Origin of the sequence: Nocardia sp. NPDC060255, from assembly GCF_042727395.1 — a bacterium.
In the GTDB taxonomy this organism is placed as follows: Bacteria; Actinomycetota; Actinomycetes; order Mycobacteriales; family Mycobacteriaceae; genus Nocardia.
The window spans coordinates 86,330-101,981 of sequence record NZ_JBHXAU010000029.1; the positions used below are offsets into that span (position 1 = coordinate 86,330).

The following is a 15,652-nucleotide window of genomic DNA, read 5'->3' on the forward strand; positions in this document are numbered from 1 at the left end:
ATCAGGGACCGTAGGTCAAGATCGCGCTGATGACGAACCACAGCACCCAGGCGAACGCGATCAGCATCCCGGCCGCCAGGGTGATCCGCATGAAGGCGCGACCGAAATCCATGTCGCGGGTCTCGCGCGGATACAGCTTCCACGGGCTGTACCACGGCGCCTCGACCGCGTAGACCGGCCGGTGCGACTCGCGCTCGGCCTGCGCCAGCTCCTCGGCGTAGGCCTCGGCCTGCGCCTGGTTCGGGCCGCCGTGCCACAGCGTGATGTCGATCGGGCCGAGGAAGCCTTCGTTCAGCAGTTCCTGCGGGGCGGGCAGGTAGGGCAGGATGCCGAGGCCGCGGAAGGCGATGGCGACGTCGTTGGCCGTCCAGAGGTGCTTCTCCTCCTCGGCGAGCGCGTCGAAATAGTGCCGGAGCCTGCCCGGATCGTCGCCGAGGATCACGTCGAAGCTGGGGTCGCTCCAGGCCTGCTGAATCTTCAGTTCGGCCCCGCGCAGCGGGACGACCAGCGCGAGCCCGTGCACCGCGCGCTGCCCGAGGCCGCGCGCGGCCAGCCAGTTCTGCAGCGCGAAGGTGTGCTCGCGGGACTTCTCCAGCGGCGTGCGCCGGTCCCGGCCCTCCATCGCGGCCGGGTCGCCGTTGATCGTCCACTGGCCGTTGAGCGGGATCTCCAGCACGCCGTCCTGCCGGGCGACCAGCGCCTCGGCCTCGATCACCACGCAACTGGTCGGCGTCCACACCACCGCGTCGAACTGGTGCAGCCGATCCTTGTGGAACAGACTGCAGTTGATCGTGGCGACGCCCTTCGGACTGCCCGCGTCCTTCCAGGTGCGCAACCAATCGATCAGCGCCCGCTCGGCATTGGTGCCTGCGGCGTTCTGCACTCGCACGAGCATTAACGACCGCCCTTCACGTCGACACTCGACAGTGCTCAGGATACGAGGTGTTCGGGCGAATTCGCCGCGCTCATGGCAACAGTCGGCGTGTTGGTAGCTGGATCACTCCGGTTGCTCGGCCGCGATCTTGCCCGCCTTGACCGCATCGACCAGTGTGGCGTGGTCGGATTCGGTGCGGTCGGCATAGCGGACCGCGAAATCGGCGACCGCGTCGTCGAACCGCTCGTCGTCGCCCAGATAGCCCGCGAGCAGGCGCGGATCGAGCGAGCGCGAATGCGCGCGGGCCAGCAGCGCGCCGGCCAGCCTGCCGTAGTCGTCGAGGTCGGCGGCGGACAGCCCGGCCGGGTCGATGCTGCCCTTCAGATTGCGGAATTGCCGGACAATGAAGGGCAATTCGGTGCCGCCGCCGGTCGGGTCGACACTGGTCCAGCCGAGCAGGATGTCGCTCTCCGACTGAACCAGCCTGGCGCCCTGCACGATTCGCTTACCCTCGTGCTTCGGCGGCGGCGCGGGCAGGTAGGGCGCGAGCGCGGACGGATTGGCCTGCTTGATCTGCAACACCAGGGCCTCACCCTCGTTGCCGTGCAGCAGTGCGACGTAGGTGTGCAGGCCGACGCTGCCGGTGCCGACGATGCGGAAGGCGATGTCGGACACCGCGAATCGGGCGAGCAGGTTGCGCCGGGACACCCGCAGCGTGTCGGCGTAGCGCTGTAGCCCGTCGGTGATCGCCGTGGCGACCTCGTCCGCGACCGGCGTGAGAATCGGTGGGTCGCTGATGAATCGGTGCTTCTTGACGCCGGTCTGGTGGTCCTCGAGGTGTTCGGTCCACTTGGCCACGACCTTGGCGCTGGTGTTCTTGCGCGCCTTCTTCGCGGCCTTCTTGAAGTCGTCGATCAGGTCGTGCGCCGCGGCTTGATCGAGCACCGACTCGTCGGGCAGCGCGCTCCACGATTCCAGGAACGGCTGCGCGGCAAGATGTGCTGCCGCGAGGCGGTAGGCGCGCGCCGCGTCGTGTGCGGCGGCGCGGCAATCGTCCTCGCCCGCGCCGCTTTCCCGGCCCGCGAGCACCAGGCTGGCCGCCAGCCGGTCCAGATCCCACTCCCACGGCCCGGCGATGGTCTCGTCGAAATCGTTGATGTCCATGATGATTTCGCCGCGTGGCGTGCCGTACAGGCCGAAATTCGCGGCATGCGCGTCGCCGCAGAGCTGCGCGGTGAGCCCGGTGTCGGGTCCGCCGGCCAGATCGGCGGCCATCAGTCCGGCCGCGCCGCGGTAAAAAGTGAACGGGGACGCGATCATCCGGCCCATCCGCAGCGGCACCAGGTGGGGGAGCCGGCCCGCGTTGCTCGCCTCGATGAAGTCGAGCACCTCGGGCCGGCGCGCTCCTTCGGCCGCCCGGTCACGAGCGGTGACCGGGACCCGGTCGCGCAGGGCCTTGCCGCGGGCGCGCACGTCTGCCGCCGGGATGTAGGAGCGTAGATCGATAGGACTGTCTGACACGTTGCCGACGCTAGCGGGTGGCAGCCCCCGAGACGGTGTCGGATTCGCCACGTTCGACCGTTGCCGGGCATGCCGCCCGGACGTCTCAGTTCGCGGGCACCGGCGGATCGACCGGGCTGATCGGCAGGCGCAGCGCGCCGGGCGCGGCCGCGGGCACCGTCGGCCGCTTCGGCACCACGGGGGCGATGCGCCGGTACGCCGACCCGAGCTCCGGACGCGGGTCGGCCTCGTTCTTGTTGGGCCAGAACGCCATTGCCCGCTCCGCCTGCGCGGTGATGGTGAGCGACGGGTTGACGCCCAGGTTCGCGGTCACCGCCGACCCGTCCGCCACATGCAGCCCGGGATGGCCGAACACCCGCTGATACGGATCGACCACACCGGTTTCCGGGGTGTCGCCGATGACACAGCCGCCGATGTAGTGCGCGGTCGCCGGGATGTTGAACACGTCCATCACCAGCCCGTGCGTGTCGCCCTGCACCTTCTCGCCGAACCGGCGCCCGATCTCGTGCGCCATCGGGATCCAGGTCGGGTTCGGTTCGCCGGTGCCCTGTTTCGTCTTGAGCAGCCCGCGCCTGCGGAACGAGGTCAGCGAATTGTCCAGCGACTGCATGACCAGCAGGATCACCGACTTCTCCGACGCGTGCCTGGCGTTGAGGCTGCGCAGGAAGACCAACGGGTGCAGCACCACCGCCAGCAGGAAGCGCAGGAAACGGAACGCGCCGCCGTCCACGATCGGCACCGACATCGGGAACAGCGCGTTCTGTCCCTTGCCGTAGTGGCACACCTCGATATGGGTGTCCTCGGCCGGATGGATGGAGGACGTGATCGCGATGCCCTCGGCGAAGTCGCGGCGCGCGCGGCTCACCACGTTGAGGATTGCCTCGGAGTTGCTGCGGGTGAGCTCGCCGAGCCGGGGCGACAGGTGCGGTAGCACCGCGTCGTCGCGCATCTTGTGCAGCAGCTTCTGGGTGCCGAGCGCGGCTCCGGCGAACACCACCTGCTCGGCGGTGAAGGTCTTGCGCTGCTTGCGGATCCAGTGGTCCGAGCGTTCGGTGTCGACCGCGTAACCGCCGTCCGGCAGCGGCCGCACTACGGTCGCGGTGGTCAGCGGATGCACCTCGGCGCCGGCCTGTTCGGCGAGGTAGAGGTAGTTCGTGGTGGTGGTGTTCTTGGCGTTGTTCGGGCAGCCGGTGAAACACCGCGCGCAGTGCACGCAGCCGTTCCGGCGCGGGCCGACCCCGCCGAAATACGGGTCGTCGACCTCGGTGCCGGGATCGCTCTCGTTGAAGAACACCCCGACATTGGTCGGATGAAAGGTGTCCGCGACGCCCAGATCGTCGGCGATCTCGCGGATCACCTCATCGGCCGGGGTCATCCGCGGATTCGGCGCCACGCCGAGCATCCGCTGCGCCTGGTCGTAATACGGGGCCAGCTCGGCCCGCCAGTCGGTGATGTGCGCCCACTGCTTGTCGGTGTAGAAGTTCGGCAGGGGCTCGTAGAGGGTGTTGCCGTAGATGAGGGAACCGCCGCCGACGCCCGCGCCGGAGAACACCGCGCACTTGCCGAGGATGCTGATCCGCTGCGGGCCCGTCAAGCCCAGTCGCGGCGCCCAAATCGACTTGCGCACATCCCAATTCGTGTTCGGGATGTCCTCGGCGTTCCAGCGCCTGCCCGCTTCGAGCACGCCGACCCGATACCCCTTCTCGGTCAACCGGAGCGCGCTCACGCTGCCGCCGAATCCGGAGCCGATCACCACCACGTCGTAGTCGAATGCGGGCATGACTTCCTCTCGCTCACCGGACGATCACCGTACCGACAGATGAGATAATTTCATACTCATTCTGTCACCGCCGGTCTGTGGTGCAAACCATCCTTGCACGAAGATATCGAGAAAACCGGCGCGCCCGGATGGCGTGGACCGGGGTCGGTGCGGTAAGCACGGGGCGTGACAACCGAATCGGGCACAACGGAACCGGAGGAGCGCGCCGACACCGGCGGCGTCTTCGACGACCGCATCCTCACGGTCCCGAATGTCCTGAGTTTCGTGCGCCTGCTTGGCGTTCCGGTGTTCCTGTGGCTGCTGCTGGTCGAGCATGCCGACGGCTGGGCGTTCGTGCTGGCCTTCGCCAGCGGCCTGACCGACTTCCTGGACGGCAAGCTGGCCCGCCTGCTCGATCAGTCCTCCCGCCTCGGTGCCCTGCTCGATCCGTTCGTGGACCGGTTGTACCTGGTGACGACCCTGGCGGCGTTCGTGATCCGCGGCCTCATCCCGTGGTGGGTGGCGGTGATCCTGGTCGGTCGCGACCTGATCCTCACGCTCACGCTGTCGGTCTACAAACGCCGCGACCTACCGCCACCCGAGGTCATCTATCTGGGCAAGGCGGCGACCTTCGCGCTGATGTCCGCGTTCGTCTGGCTGCTGGCCGGGGAGATGGATTGGGCGCTGGACGGTTTCGGGCGTGCCTTCGGCGGGGCATTACTGGTCTGGGGCACGGCGGTGTATGTATGGACCGGCTTGCTCTACACCGGTAAGGCGATCGCCATCGCTCGCTCGATACCGGCTGTGGCACACCGCTCGACCTGACCGACGGCGTCGGGTCGAACATTGTCTCAACCCTCGCATAGAGTTGCGCGCACACGATCACAACGGAAAGGACGGACGGCCTGTGACCCAGACCCCCGAAGAGCTGCGCTACACCGAAGAGCACGAGTGGGTGCAGCGGATCGCCCCGACCCGGGTTCGGGTGGGCATCACCGATTACGCGCAGTCTCAACTCGGTGACGTTGTGTTCGTGCAGCTGCCCGAAACCGACAAGGACGCCGCCGCTGGGGACAGCATCGCCGAGGTCGAGTCGACCAAGAGCGTGTCCGACATCTACGCGCCGTTCGGCGCGAAAGTTGTTGCGGTGAACGAGGAATTGGTGCAACAGCCGGAGACGCTGAACACCGATCCGTACGGCGAGGGATGGCTGTTCGAGCTGGAGGTCGCGGACTCCGCGAGCCTCGACAAGACCCTTGATGAACTGTTGGATGCGGCAGGTTATCAAGGAGTTATCGGGGGCTGAATCAGCCTTCCCGGTTCTACCTGCACGGGCACGCCCTGGCAGGGTACGGTCAATGCCAACAGATCCGCCGACAGCCATTGTCGCCGAATCTAGTGACTCGACGGCAGGTCGTGGTGCCACAGGTATCACCTGCTTGCATGGATAATCAGGTTCGAGGAGGAGAGAAACGGTGAGCGAGAACAAAGACCCGGGTTACGGGGAGACCGCGGCCGAGACGACGTCGGTCTTCCGCGCGGATTTCCTGAACGAGGTCGACGCGTCGCGCTCCGGAGAGCCGACCGGTGAACAGCCGGTCCAAGGGGTCGAGGGTCTGCCCGTTGGCGCAGCCCTCCTGGTCGTCAAGCGCGGTCCGAACGCGGGCTCGCGATTCCTGCTGGATCAGCCGACTACGTCGGCGGGCCGCCACCCCGACAGTGACATCTTTCTCGATGACGTCACCGTCAGCCGTCGGCATGCCGAGTTCCGTCAGGACGACGACTCGTTCCAGGTTGTCGATGTCGGCAGCCTGAACGGCACCTATGTGAATCGGGAGCCGGTGGACTCCTCGGAACTCCAGAACGGCGATGAGGTACAGATCGGTAAGTTCCGTCTCGTGTTCCTCACCGGACCGCGGGCCCAGGTCAACGAGCCGTCTGCGGGTGCAGGGAGCCTATGAGCACGCGGCGCTGGGTTCTTTCTCCTCATGAAGGGCTCGGGGTCATGAAGGACTCAGCGCTGTGACCGGCGCGGCGCAGTGGGCGCGCGGAGGCATGTCGATCGGCTCCGTACTCGACCTGTTGCGCCCGGATTTTCCGGACGTCACCATCTCGAAGATCCGCTTCCTCGAAGCGGAAGGCCTGATTCGGCCGGAGCGCACGCCCTCGGGCTACCGCAGATTCTCCATCGCCGATTGTGAACGGCTTCGGTTCGTGCTGACCGCGCAACGCGATCAGTACCTGCCGCTGAAGGTGATCAAGGAACAACTCGAAGCGATCGACAGCGGTGCGGCGACGCTCGGCGTGCGGGAAGCCCGCGCCCGGGCGCACTCCGGCCGTACGGGTGCGTCGGAGTCGGCTGCGGCCGACTCCGAGCACTCCACCGCGCCTGGTGGGAACAGGAACGGCGCCACGGCGCCGAGGAGGCTCGGCGTGGTGCCCAGCGAGATTTCCCCCGACGATCTGCGCTTCGATCACGAAATCCGCATCACCCGCGCGGATCTGCTGGCGCAGGCCGAGATCGACGAGGCCTTCCTCAACGACCTGATCCGCGCGAACCTGATCACTCCCGGCGCCGCCGGATTCTTCGACGGCGACTCGGTGACGCTGGCCAAGACCGCCAAGGCGATGGCCGAATTCGGTTTGGAGGCACGGCATTTGCGTGCATTCAAGCTGGCCGCCGATCGCGAGGCCGCGCTGGTCGCACAGATCGCCGCCCCGATCGCGAAGAGCCGCGACGCCGGCGCGCGCGCCCGAGCCGAAGAAACGGTGCGCGAACTCGCGGCGCTATCGCTGACGCTGCACGCGTGTCTGGTGAAGTCGTCGGTGCGGACGTCGCTGGGCGGCTGAACATCCCGGCCGAACCGTTGACACGGAATCCGTGTCATGTTGCGGTCAGCCAACACGCCGATTTCGGCTGTGCACACGGACCGCTGCCCGCGCGCGGGTTCGCCTAGACTCGTGGTACGGCGAGCTCTGCGGTGGTCGTGCCGGGCGGCCGGCGAGCGGCTGGTGTGAGTAATGGGAGGCAGTGCGATGAGTGAAATGCGTGTGATCGGCATTCGTGTCGAACAGCCACAGAATCAGCCCGTGCTGTTGCTCCGTGAGGTTTCGGGGGATCGGTACCTACCAATCTGGATCGGGCAGGCCGAGGCGACCGCGATCGTGCTGGAGCAGGAGGGGGTGACTCCGATCCGCCCGCTGACCCACGATTTGATCAAGATCCTGATCACCGAGCTCGGGCACACCCTCAAGGAAGTGCGCATCGTCGATCTGCAGGAGGGCACGTTCTACGCGGATCTGGTGTTCGAGAACGATCTGCACATCTCGGCGCGGCCGTCGGATTCGGTAGCGATCGCCTTGCGGGTGGGTTGCCCGATCTATGCCGAGGAGCCGGTGCTCGAGGAGGCCGGGCTGGTGATGCCGGACGAGCGCGAGGACGAGGTGGAGAAGTTCAAGGAATTCCTGGAGTCGGTCTCGCCTGACGATTTCAAGGCCACAGATAGCTGAACAGGACCTTTCCGGCAATCCGGCGTTTTCGCGGGATGACCGGGGGATCAGCCCTTAACCAGAGCTTGAGAGTTTAACCGCGCGTCGCGTTTGGCCTGACGATGGTGCTGCCCTGACAATCAGGGGGAGTAATCTCGATAGTTGGGCCACGTCCGTTTTGGCCAGGTCGTCAGCACAGCAGTGGTCGAAACGGAGCCGGGTCATCGATGAGGCTAGCCGTCGGCGAAGCAAGGGAGTGGTCAGTGGCAGAGGAATCGCAGGATGTAACGCAGCCAGGCCTGTTCCCGGACGACTCGGTTCCCGACGATCTGGTCGGCTACCGGGTTCCCAGTGCATGCCAGGTGGCCGGGATCACCTACCGGCAGCTCGACTACTGGGCGCGTACCGGATTGGTCGTGCCCTCCATTCGCAGCGCCGCCGGCTCGGGGAGCCAGCGCCTGTACTCGTTCAAGGACATCCTGGTCCTGAAGATCGTGAAGCGGCTGCTCGACGCGGGCATCTCGTTACAGAACATCCGCATCGCGGTCGACCATTTACGCAGCAGGGGAGTGCAGGATCTCGCCGGGATCACGCTGTTCTCCGACGGCACCTCGGTATACGAGTGCACCTCGGCCGAGGAGGTAGTCGATTTACTGCAGGGCGGGCAGGGCGTTTTCGGCATCGCGATCAGCGGTGCCATGCACGAACTCACCGGCGCCATCGCCAACTTCCCGGCGGAGCGCGCGTCCGCGGTGACCGAGCGGCCGGAGGACGAGCTGTCCTACCGGCGTAAGGCACGGATGAGTCGCAAGACCGGTTAAAAGTAGACAGACACGACACCCCGCCTCCCCGACATACCGAGGGTAGCGGGGTGTCGTGCTGTGTGGCACTTGATTTTCGGCGATGGGGGCGCGGTCTGGACCGGCCGGTTTGGAACGTATCAAAAACATCAGGTTAAGTAGATATGCGCATCTACATATGTTCCTGGTTGAGAACCCCGCGCACCGGCGTGACCAGCGCGACACCCGCAAGGACGGGACCAGTGACACGTTCCGGCGTGTCGTCGGCTTAAACTGGTGGCGCGCCAACGCCGTGCGGGAGAGTCCCGGGTTCGACAGAGTCCGGGCGCCGAAGGAGCAGCACCTCCCCGTCAATCTCTCAGGCATCAGGGACCGTGCGGGCTTGGGCGCCTCTGGAAAGCGGTGGCTTCGGGCCGCCCGCCCATGGGGAAAGGGGCTCGACCTTCATTGCGGTCGCGCGTCCGAATCTCTCAGGCAACACGACAGAGGGGGAGGGCTGGTACCCGTCGACCGCCGTCGACCCGCCCGACCCACATGGGAGCTGCCGTGACTCGCTCATTCGCCGACCGCCATATCGGACCCGATCGGGGCGAAATCGCCCGGATCCTGGACGTCGTCGGCGTCGACTCGCTGGACGAGCTCGCCACGAAAGCCCTGCCCGCCACCATCCTCGACGGGACCGGCCTGGCCGGATTGCCGCCTGCCGCAACCGAACACGAGGTGCTCGCCGAACTCGCCGGCCTCGCGCATTCGAACACGGTGGCCACGTCGATGATCGGGCTCGGCTACTACGACACGCTGACCCCGCCGGTGCTGGTGCGGAACCTGCTGGAGAACCCGGCCTGGTACACCGCGTACACGCCGTACCAGCCGGAGATCAGTCAGGGCAGGCTCGAGGCGCTGCTCAACTTCCAGACCATGGTGTCGGAGCTGACCGGCATGGACGTGGCCAACGCGTCCATGCTCGACGAGGCCACCGCGGCCGCCGAGGCGATGACGCTGCTGCAGCGGGCCAGCCGGTCCAAGTCGGCGCGGCTTGTCATCGACACCGACCTGTTCCCGCAGACGAAGACCGTGCTGACCACCCGGGCGCAGCCGCTCGGGATCGAGCTGGTGCCTGCGGATCTGGCGTCCGGCGAGTTGCCGGAAGGTGAATTCTTCGGTGTGCTGGTGCAGGCTCCCGGCGCTTCCGGGCGGGTAGTGGACTGGACGTCGGTCATCAGCGCGGCGCACGAGCGTGGTGCGTTGGTCGCTGTGGGTGCGGATCTGCTGGCGATGACGCTGCTCGCCTCGCCGGGCGACCAGGGCGCGGACGTGTGCTTCGGCACCACCCAGCGTTTCGGTGTCCCGCTCGGCTTCGGCGGCCCGCACGCCGGGTATCTGGCAGTGCGCACGGCGTATGCCAGGCAGCTGCCGGGCCGACTGGTCGGTGTCTCGGTGGACGCGGACGGCGATGTCGCCTACCGGCTGGCGCTGCAGACGCGTGAGCAGCACATCCGCCGCGAGAAGGCGACCTCCAACATCTGTACCGCGCAGGTGCTGCTGGCCATCGTCGCGGCGATGTACGCGAGTTACCACGGTGCCGACGGCCTGCGCGAGATCGCGCGTCGGGTGCACCGGCATGCGGCCACCATCGCCGCCGGGCTCGACGGTGCGGTCGTGCACGACACGTTCTTCGACACCGTGCTCGCGCATGTGCCCGGTGGTGCGGAAGCCGTTGTCGCGAAGGCGAAGTCGCGTGGGATCAACCTGCGTCTGGTCGACGGCGATCATGTCGGCATCGCCTGCGACGAGGCGACGACCGAGTCGCATGTCGCGGCCGTGCTCGAATCCTTCGGCACCGCATTGTCTTCCGAGCAGCCCGCACCGGCGCCCGCGGTCGCGATCGAGAACCGCACCTCCGAGTTCCTCGACCATCCGGCATTCACCAAGTACCACACCGAGACCGCCATGCTGCGCTACCTGCGGTCGCTGTCCGACAAGGACATTGCGTTGGACCGCAGCATGATTCCGCTCGGCTCGTGCACCATGAAGCTCAACGCGACCGCCGAGATGGAGGCCATCACCTGGCCCGGCTTCGCCCGCGTGCACCCGTACGCGCCGGTCGAGGACGCGCCGGGCCTGCTGCAGGTGATCCACGACCTGGAGCGGTGGCTGTCCGACATCACCGGCTACGACTCGGTGAGCCTGCAGCCGAACGCGGGTAGCCAGGGCGAGTACGCGGGCCTGCTGGCGATCCGCCGGTACCACCTGGATCGCGGTGACACGCACCGGGATACCTGCCTGATCCCGTCCAGCGCGCACGGCACCAACGCGGCCTCGGCGGCCATGGCCGGGCTGCGCGTCGAGGTGGTCAAGTGCCGCGACAACGGCGACGTCGACCTGGACGACCTGCGGGCCAAGATCGCCGACCACGCCGACCGGCTGGCCTGCATCATGATCACCTACCCGTCCACGCACGGTGTCTACGAGCACGAGGTCGCCGAGTTGTGCGCGCTGGTGCACGACGCCGGTGGCCAGGTGTACGTCGACGGCGCGAACCTGAATGCCCTTGTCGGGCTTGCCCGTCCGGGCCGGTTCGGCGGCGACGTCAGCCACCTGAACCTGCACAAGACCTTCTGCATCCCGCACGGCGGCGGTGGTCCGGGTGTCGGACCGGTGGCGGTGCGCTCGCACCTGGCGCCGTACCTGCCGGGCGATCCGCTGGTGACCGACTCGCACGCGGTGTCGGCCGCCAACTACGGCTCGGCCTCGATCCTGCCGATCACCTGGGCCTACATCCGGATGATGGGCGCGGACGGCCTGCGCGACGCCACGCTGACCGCGATCGCCTCGGCCAACTACATCGCGCGCCGGCTCGACGAGTACTTCCCGGTGCTCTACACCGGCGAGCACGGCATGGTCGCGCACGAGTGCATCCTGGACCTGCGGGAGATCACCAAGCAGACCGGCGTCACCGTCGACGATGTCGCGAAGCGGCTGGCGGACTACGGGTTCCACGCGCCGACGATGAGCTTCCCGGTCGCGGGCACGCTGATGGTGGAGCCGACCGAGAGCGAAAACCTGGCCGAGCTCGACGATTTCATCGAGGCGATGATCGCGATCCGCAAGGAGATCGATCAGGTCGCGGCCGGCGTCTGGCCGGTCACCGACAACCCATTGCGCGGCGCACCGCACACCGCGGCCTGCCTGGTCGGCGAGTGGGAGCACCCGTACAGCCGCGAAACCGCCGTCTACCCAAGGGGTCTCGGCCACGCGCGGGCGAAGGTATGGCCGCCGGTCCGCCGTATCGATGGCGCGTACGGCGACCGCAACCTGGTCTGCTCGTGCCCGCCGCTCGAGGCCTACGCCGACTGATCAACCCGACCGAAGGCGCCCGTCAGCCGTACACACCGGCTGACGGCCCCCTTCGGTCCCCCGCGACCTGGCATCGACCGAGGGCGCCCTTCATCCGCTGAGACCGGCTGAGGGGCGCCCTCGGTCGATTGTTCACCCGCGACCCTGCATTGACCGAGGGCGCCCTTCACGCGCTGAGACGGGGTGAAGGGCGCCTTCGGTCGGTTGGTGGGTGGGGGGACGCGCGCCTTTTGATTTCGCGCACCGGGAATCGCATGCGAGAGCTGGTGCGGGGGATCAGAAGGCGTGCGGCGGCTATGGGGTGGTGAGGGAGTGGACGACTGCGGAGCCGAAGGCGATGTCGTCGGAGGTGGACAGGCGGGTGTAGGCGCCGCCGGTCTGCTCGGAGATGCTCTTCAGGGTCTGTGTGCCCTGGCCGCCGATGACGATGATGTCGACGCGGACGGGGTGGTCCTTGTCGAGCGCGGCGGCCATGTCGCTGGCGAGTTTGGCGCCGGTGACGGTCGAATCGTCCTCGGGGCCATCGGTGATGAGCAGCACCGAGTTCGTGCGGCCCGCGGTGTATCCCTTGATGGCGCTCTTGTATGCGGCGATGAGTGTCGGATACGCCTGATCGGAGCGCAGCTCGCTGGCTTCGACGGCGTCCAGCGCGTTACTGACCTTGGTGCGTTGATCGTTGGACAGGGGCGCGGTGGCGGCTTGGACCTTGTAAGGCGTTGTGCCGTCGAGGTTCTTGCCGTAGGTCCAGAGACCGAGGCCGAAGTCGGGCGGCATGACGGTGAGCGTGGAGTTCAGTGCGCCGAGGACATTCGCGAGCCGGGTCATCGAGCCGTCGGTGGTCGACATGGAGGACGAGACGTCAACCAGCACAGTGGATTGCACTCCGAGCACCGGATTGGCCATGGTGGCACGGACCTTGTCGAGTGCGGCCCGCGGCGGTGCGGGCGTGGCCGCGGGTGCGGTGGTGAAGCCCGCAGCGGTGAAGGCCTGTGCTTGTTCGGGGGCACGCAGGTAATCGGCGAATAGGCCGCCGACCAGATTCTGGGTCTTGTCGACCCACGGTCCGGACATCAGCGCGGCCGGATGATCGGCGATCGGCGCGGCACCGGCGGGGCGGAAGACGGTAAGTCCCGCTTGGCCTTTCACCTGTTGTTCGGTGGTGGCGACCGCGTGCACGGTGGCGGACTGTGGTGCGCCCGCGATGATGCCGAAGGCGGCGGCGGTGTCGGCGGCGTCCGGCGCGTTGGCGGCGAGCCCAGAGATCGCGGAAACGGCCTGCCCGGACTGGGCGGCCTGCTCGCTGAGCGGTTCGGCGCCGGAGACCGCGGAGCCCACCGCTACGGCGGCGGCCAGCGAGGAATCGCCGGGTGGCAACGCCATTCGAAGACCGCCCCAGCCGGACAGGCCGACAACGTTGAGCGAACCTTGTTGCAGGCGTGGCAGATCCGACCACGTTGTCTTGGCTTGCTCTAGCGCGCCACGCAATTCGTCCGGCACGGCGAGCACGATCGGGCTCACCGCGATCGGCGCGGGTGTGCCTTCGATCATGCCGGGCACGCGCATGGACTCGATAGAGCGGGTCGAATCGGGAATCCACAGCACCGGCTGCGGGCCGAGACTCGGATCCCATGGCTTGCCGTTGGTGAATGCCGCGACGATCGACGCGGACGGCTGCGCGGTCACCACCACCTGCGCGCAATGATCACGCACTTTCGGCTTGGTCGCGTTGTATCGGTCCGCCGCGGTCCTGACCTGCGCGGCAATGTCCGGATCGGCGGTCACATAGAGCGTCGCGGGCCCGGAGACGCATTCCGCCGCCGCGGCGCTGTCCTCATCGGCGGCTCTGTCGCGTAGTTGAAACCACGCGAAGACCCCAGCGACGAGCAGCACGATGGCCACCACTGCGATAACCGGACCTTTGCTGACGCCCCGGGATTTGATTCCGCTGCGATGAGTGCCCACGGTGCACAGTGTATGTTCACCTGCGGTTTGCGGGCTCGGTGAGTCCGGCCTACGGCGGCGAGCCGTAGCAAAAGTGTCCGCCGCCGTGTCCCCGGTCGGACACGGCGGCGGTAGTCACGGGCGGATCAGCTGCCCGCGGTCGAACTCGTGGCCGCCCCACACCCCGGACTGGCCGGTGCGCTCGGCGAACTCGGCACAGGCCGCCCGGATCGGGCAGCCCGCGCAGACACCGCGGGCGTAGTCGAAGTCCTGTGACGGGTACGGGAACCAGGCCTCGTGATGCGGGTCACCGCGGCAGGCGGCCCGATGCCACTCTCGGGAGTCCGAGAGTGGCAGCATCTCGGCCAGGGTCAGCTCCACGACCGCGGTGGTCTCAGTGCGAACGGTCATCGCGATCCTCTCCTTTCTCGGATGTTCAGGTGGTGGCTAGCTGCTTCCAGATCCGCCGCTGTTGCTTGGCCTGGTGGTTGGGCGCCTTGGGTTGCCAGAGCAGCCGCATGCCCGCTTCCTCGGGGGTGCGGTCGGCCTTGGTCGTATTGCACGGGCCGCAGCAGGCGACGAGGTTGCTCCAGGTGTTCGGACCGCCCCGGCTGCGCGGCCGGATGTGGTCGACGGTGCGGGCCCAAGCGGCGCAGTAACCGCACCGGTGGCTGTCCCGGCGCAGCACGCCGGCCAGGGTGGCGCGGCTCTCGTCGTGCACTCGCGCGGTGTGCTCGAGGTAGACGTAGCGGAGCAGCCGGATGGTTTCCGGTAGCAGTAGCTCGGAGTGCTGGGACCGGATCGGGAAGTACGGGGTGCGGTCGGCGATCGACTCCGCGGCACCGGACATGAGCAGCACGACGGCCCGGTCGGCGCTGATCTCGGTGAGGGCCTCGTAGGAGGCGTTGAGCACCAGCACTCCGGTGTGTATCCAGTTGTCGGCGGTTAGTGCCGCGGGGTTGGCGGCATGGCGGAATGTCATGGGAATCACCATGTTTCGGGAGGAGTCGAGCGAGGAGGTTGGGCGGTCAGCGACCGGCCGGGAGGTGGCCGTCTTCGCGTCCGCTGCACAGCTGGGGATCGAATACGGGTTTCCTGGTTGACAACCGTTGTGCCGCATCGATGTTCGCCCGAATCGGGTCCTTCGGAATCATCGCCACCTCCTCCTCTCCTCGTGCTCGTGGATCACCTCTACCTGGTGATCATCGTCGAATCCCATGGTGACATAACGGGCCTACCGCTGTCGGGTCATTTATTTCCGGTCAGCTGGGCGGCGCCGAAGGAGACGTGGAACCGCTGGCACCAGACGGTGACGCTGGTGAGTGCGGTCAGGTCGGTGTCGGCGGGGATGGGGTAGTTCTGGCTGCCCTTGTTGCCTTTGAGGCTGCCGAGGTCGGTGTGCGTGGCGTCGTCGAAGACGAACCAGCCTGCTTTTCCCTCGATGACCTCGGCGTTGGTCAGCCATACGTGCAGGTCGGGGCCGTCGGAGGTGTCGAGGTCTTCGAGACGGAGGACTCGGCTGCCGTCGGGGAGTTGCAGGATGCGCACGGTTCCCGAGGTGTCGTGCTCGTGGGAGATGAAGGTGCCGCTGGCGAGGGTGCGCGGATCCGCAGGCGCACCGGGGGCGGTGGGTGCGGCCTCGATGACGGTGGTGTTGGTGAACAGGCGCCACGGCTGGGCCAGCATCAAGCCGACCCCGAGCCCGATGACCAGCAGAACGGTCAACGCCCAGGTAATGGGGGACCGGACGATCTTGCGTGCTGAAACCATGGTTCTCCTCGGGGCCGATATGCGACGAGTGCTTCTTCGATTGAACACGGTCGAGGGCGTGTTTCCGGGTGTCGAACTGTGACCGAACGGTGACGGATGGCGAGGCCGATGTCGTCGGCGGTCGATGTGCCGATTCCGCCG

The 15,652-nt window shown here is 67.3% G+C and carries 14 protein-coding genes and 1 riboswitch; of the genes, 7 read left to right on the forward strand and 7 right to left on the reverse strand.

Features of this window, described 5'->3' with window-relative positions:
- Position 1 precedes the first annotated feature (1 nt).
- The 3 genes from ACFWF1_RS36955 to ACFWF1_RS36965 form a co-directional block, all read right to left on the reverse strand.
- Positions 2–895, reverse strand: coding sequence for a nuclease-related domain-containing protein (locus ACFWF1_RS36955; protein WP_379291419.1), 894 nt, complete (start codon positions 893–895; stop codon positions 2–4).
- 102 nt (positions 896–997) lie between these two features.
- Positions 998–2,395: a DUF2252 domain-containing protein gene (locus ACFWF1_RS36960; protein ID WP_379291417.1), complete on the reverse strand. Its 1,398-nt coding sequence runs from the start codon at positions 2,393–2,395 to the stop codon at positions 998–1,000.
- Between the two features lie 85 nt (positions 2,396–2,480).
- The gene (locus ACFWF1_RS36965) at positions 2,481–4,175 is read right to left on the reverse strand and encodes a GMC oxidoreductase (RefSeq protein ID WP_379291416.1); all 1,695 of its coding nucleotides are present in this window, start codon (positions 4,173–4,175) and stop codon (positions 2,481–2,483) included.
- Between the two features lie 165 nt (positions 4,176–4,340).
- Here ACFWF1_RS36965 and ACFWF1_RS36970 point away from each other — a divergent pair, with 165 nt between their 5' ends.
- From ACFWF1_RS36970 to gcvP, 7 genes are all read left to right on the forward strand, one after another.
- A complete protein-coding gene (locus ACFWF1_RS36970) occupies positions 4,341–4,979 on the forward strand; it encodes a CDP-alcohol phosphatidyltransferase family protein (protein ID WP_379291414.1) in 639 nt (212 codons plus the stop codon).
- 82 nt (positions 4,980–5,061) lie between these two features.
- Positions 5,062–5,460: a glycine cleavage system protein GcvH gene (gcvH, locus tag ACFWF1_RS36975; RefSeq protein WP_379291412.1), complete on the forward strand. Its 399-nt coding sequence runs from the start codon at positions 5,062–5,064 to the stop codon at positions 5,458–5,460.
- 169 nt (positions 5,461–5,629) lie between these two features.
- On the forward strand, positions 5,630–6,115 hold the full coding sequence (locus tag ACFWF1_RS36980; RefSeq protein WP_040734653.1) for an FHA domain-containing protein: 486 nt from the start codon (positions 5,630–5,632) through the stop codon (positions 6,113–6,115).
- Between the two features lie 94 nt (positions 6,116–6,209).
- On the forward strand, positions 6,210–7,004 hold the full coding sequence (locus ACFWF1_RS36985) for a MerR family transcriptional regulator (protein ID WP_379291494.1): 795 nt from the start codon (positions 6,210–6,212) through the stop codon (positions 7,002–7,004).
- A 186-nt stretch (positions 7,005–7,190) separates the two neighbouring features.
- Complete coding sequence (locus ACFWF1_RS36990) at positions 7,191–7,664, forward strand: bifunctional nuclease family protein (protein ID WP_069160942.1); 474 nt, start codon at positions 7,191–7,193, stop codon at positions 7,662–7,664.
- 206 nt (positions 7,665–7,870) lie between these two features.
- Positions 7,871–8,464: a MerR family transcriptional regulator gene (locus tag ACFWF1_RS36995; protein WP_379291410.1), complete on the forward strand. Its 594-nt coding sequence runs from the start codon at positions 7,871–7,873 to the stop codon at positions 8,462–8,464.
- Positions 8,465–8,728: 264 nt separating this feature from the next.
- Positions 8,729–8,828, forward strand: a riboswitch (glycine riboswitch).
- A gap of 149 nt (positions 8,829–8,977) precedes the next feature.
- Positions 8,978–11,800 (forward strand): aminomethyl-transferring glycine dehydrogenase, encoded by a 2,823-nt coding sequence (gcvP, locus tag ACFWF1_RS37000; RefSeq protein WP_379291408.1) that lies wholly within the window; start codon positions 8,978–8,980, stop codon positions 11,798–11,800.
- A gap of 294 nt (positions 11,801–12,094) precedes the next feature.
- Here the strand turns inward: gcvP and ACFWF1_RS37005 are convergent, their stop codons facing one another.
- The 4 genes from ACFWF1_RS37005 to ACFWF1_RS37020 all read right to left on the reverse strand — a co-directional run bounded on the left by ACFWF1_RS37005 (position 12,095) and on the right by ACFWF1_RS37020 (position 15,511).
- Positions 12,095–13,762: a VWA domain-containing protein gene (locus ACFWF1_RS37005; protein WP_379291406.1), complete on the reverse strand. Its 1,668-nt coding sequence runs from the start codon at positions 13,760–13,762 to the stop codon at positions 12,095–12,097.
- A 114-nt stretch (positions 13,763–13,876) separates the two neighbouring features.
- Positions 13,877–14,152 carry a WhiB family transcriptional regulator gene (locus ACFWF1_RS37010; protein ID WP_379291404.1) on the reverse strand — a complete coding sequence of 92 codons (276 nt, stop codon included), beginning with the start codon at positions 14,150–14,152 and terminating at the stop codon, positions 13,877–13,879.
- 25 nt (positions 14,153–14,177) lie between these two features.
- Entirely contained in the window at positions 14,178–14,723 is a 546-nt protein-coding gene (locus ACFWF1_RS37015; RefSeq protein WP_379291402.1) for an HNH endonuclease, read from the reverse strand.
- 266 nt (positions 14,724–14,989) lie between these two features.
- Positions 14,990–15,511, reverse strand: coding sequence for a DM13 domain-containing protein (locus ACFWF1_RS37020; protein WP_379291401.1), 522 nt, complete (start codon positions 15,509–15,511; stop codon positions 14,990–14,992).
- Positions 15,512–15,652 lie beyond the last annotated feature (141 nt).

Bases quoted from the DNA above. Each gene is read 5' to 3' on its own strand.
- ACFWF1_RS36965 (WP_379291416.1), bottom strand. From the start codon at position 4,175: ATGCCCGCATTCGACTACGACGTGGTGGTGATCGGCTCCGGATTCGGC.
- ACFWF1_RS37015 (WP_379291402.1), bottom strand. From the start codon at position 14,723: ATGACATTCCGCCATGCCGCCAACCCCGCGGCACTAACCGCCGACAAC.
- ACFWF1_RS36955 (WP_379291419.1), bottom strand. From the start codon at position 895: ATGCTCGTGCGAGTGCAGAACGCCGCAGGCACCAATGCCGAGCGGGCG.
- ACFWF1_RS36985 (WP_379291494.1), top strand. From the start codon at position 6,210: ATGTCGATCGGCTCCGTACTCGACCTGTTGCGCCCGGATTTTCCGGAC.
- gcvP (WP_379291408.1), top strand. From the start codon at position 8,978: ATGGGAGCTGCCGTGACTCGCTCATTCGCCGACCGCCATATCGGACCC.
- ACFWF1_RS37020 (WP_379291401.1), bottom strand. From the start codon at position 15,511: ATGGTTTCAGCACGCAAGATCGTCCGGTCCCCCATTACCTGGGCGTTG.
- ACFWF1_RS37010 (WP_379291404.1), bottom strand. From the start codon at position 14,152: ATGACCGTTCGCACTGAGACCACCGCGGTCGTGGAGCTGACCCTGGCC.
- ACFWF1_RS36990 (WP_069160942.1), top strand. From the start codon at position 7,191: ATGAGTGAAATGCGTGTGATCGGCATTCGTGTCGAACAGCCACAGAAT.
- ACFWF1_RS36995 (WP_379291410.1), top strand. From the start codon at position 7,871: ATGAGGCTAGCCGTCGGCGAAGCAAGGGAGTGGTCAGTGGCAGAGGAA.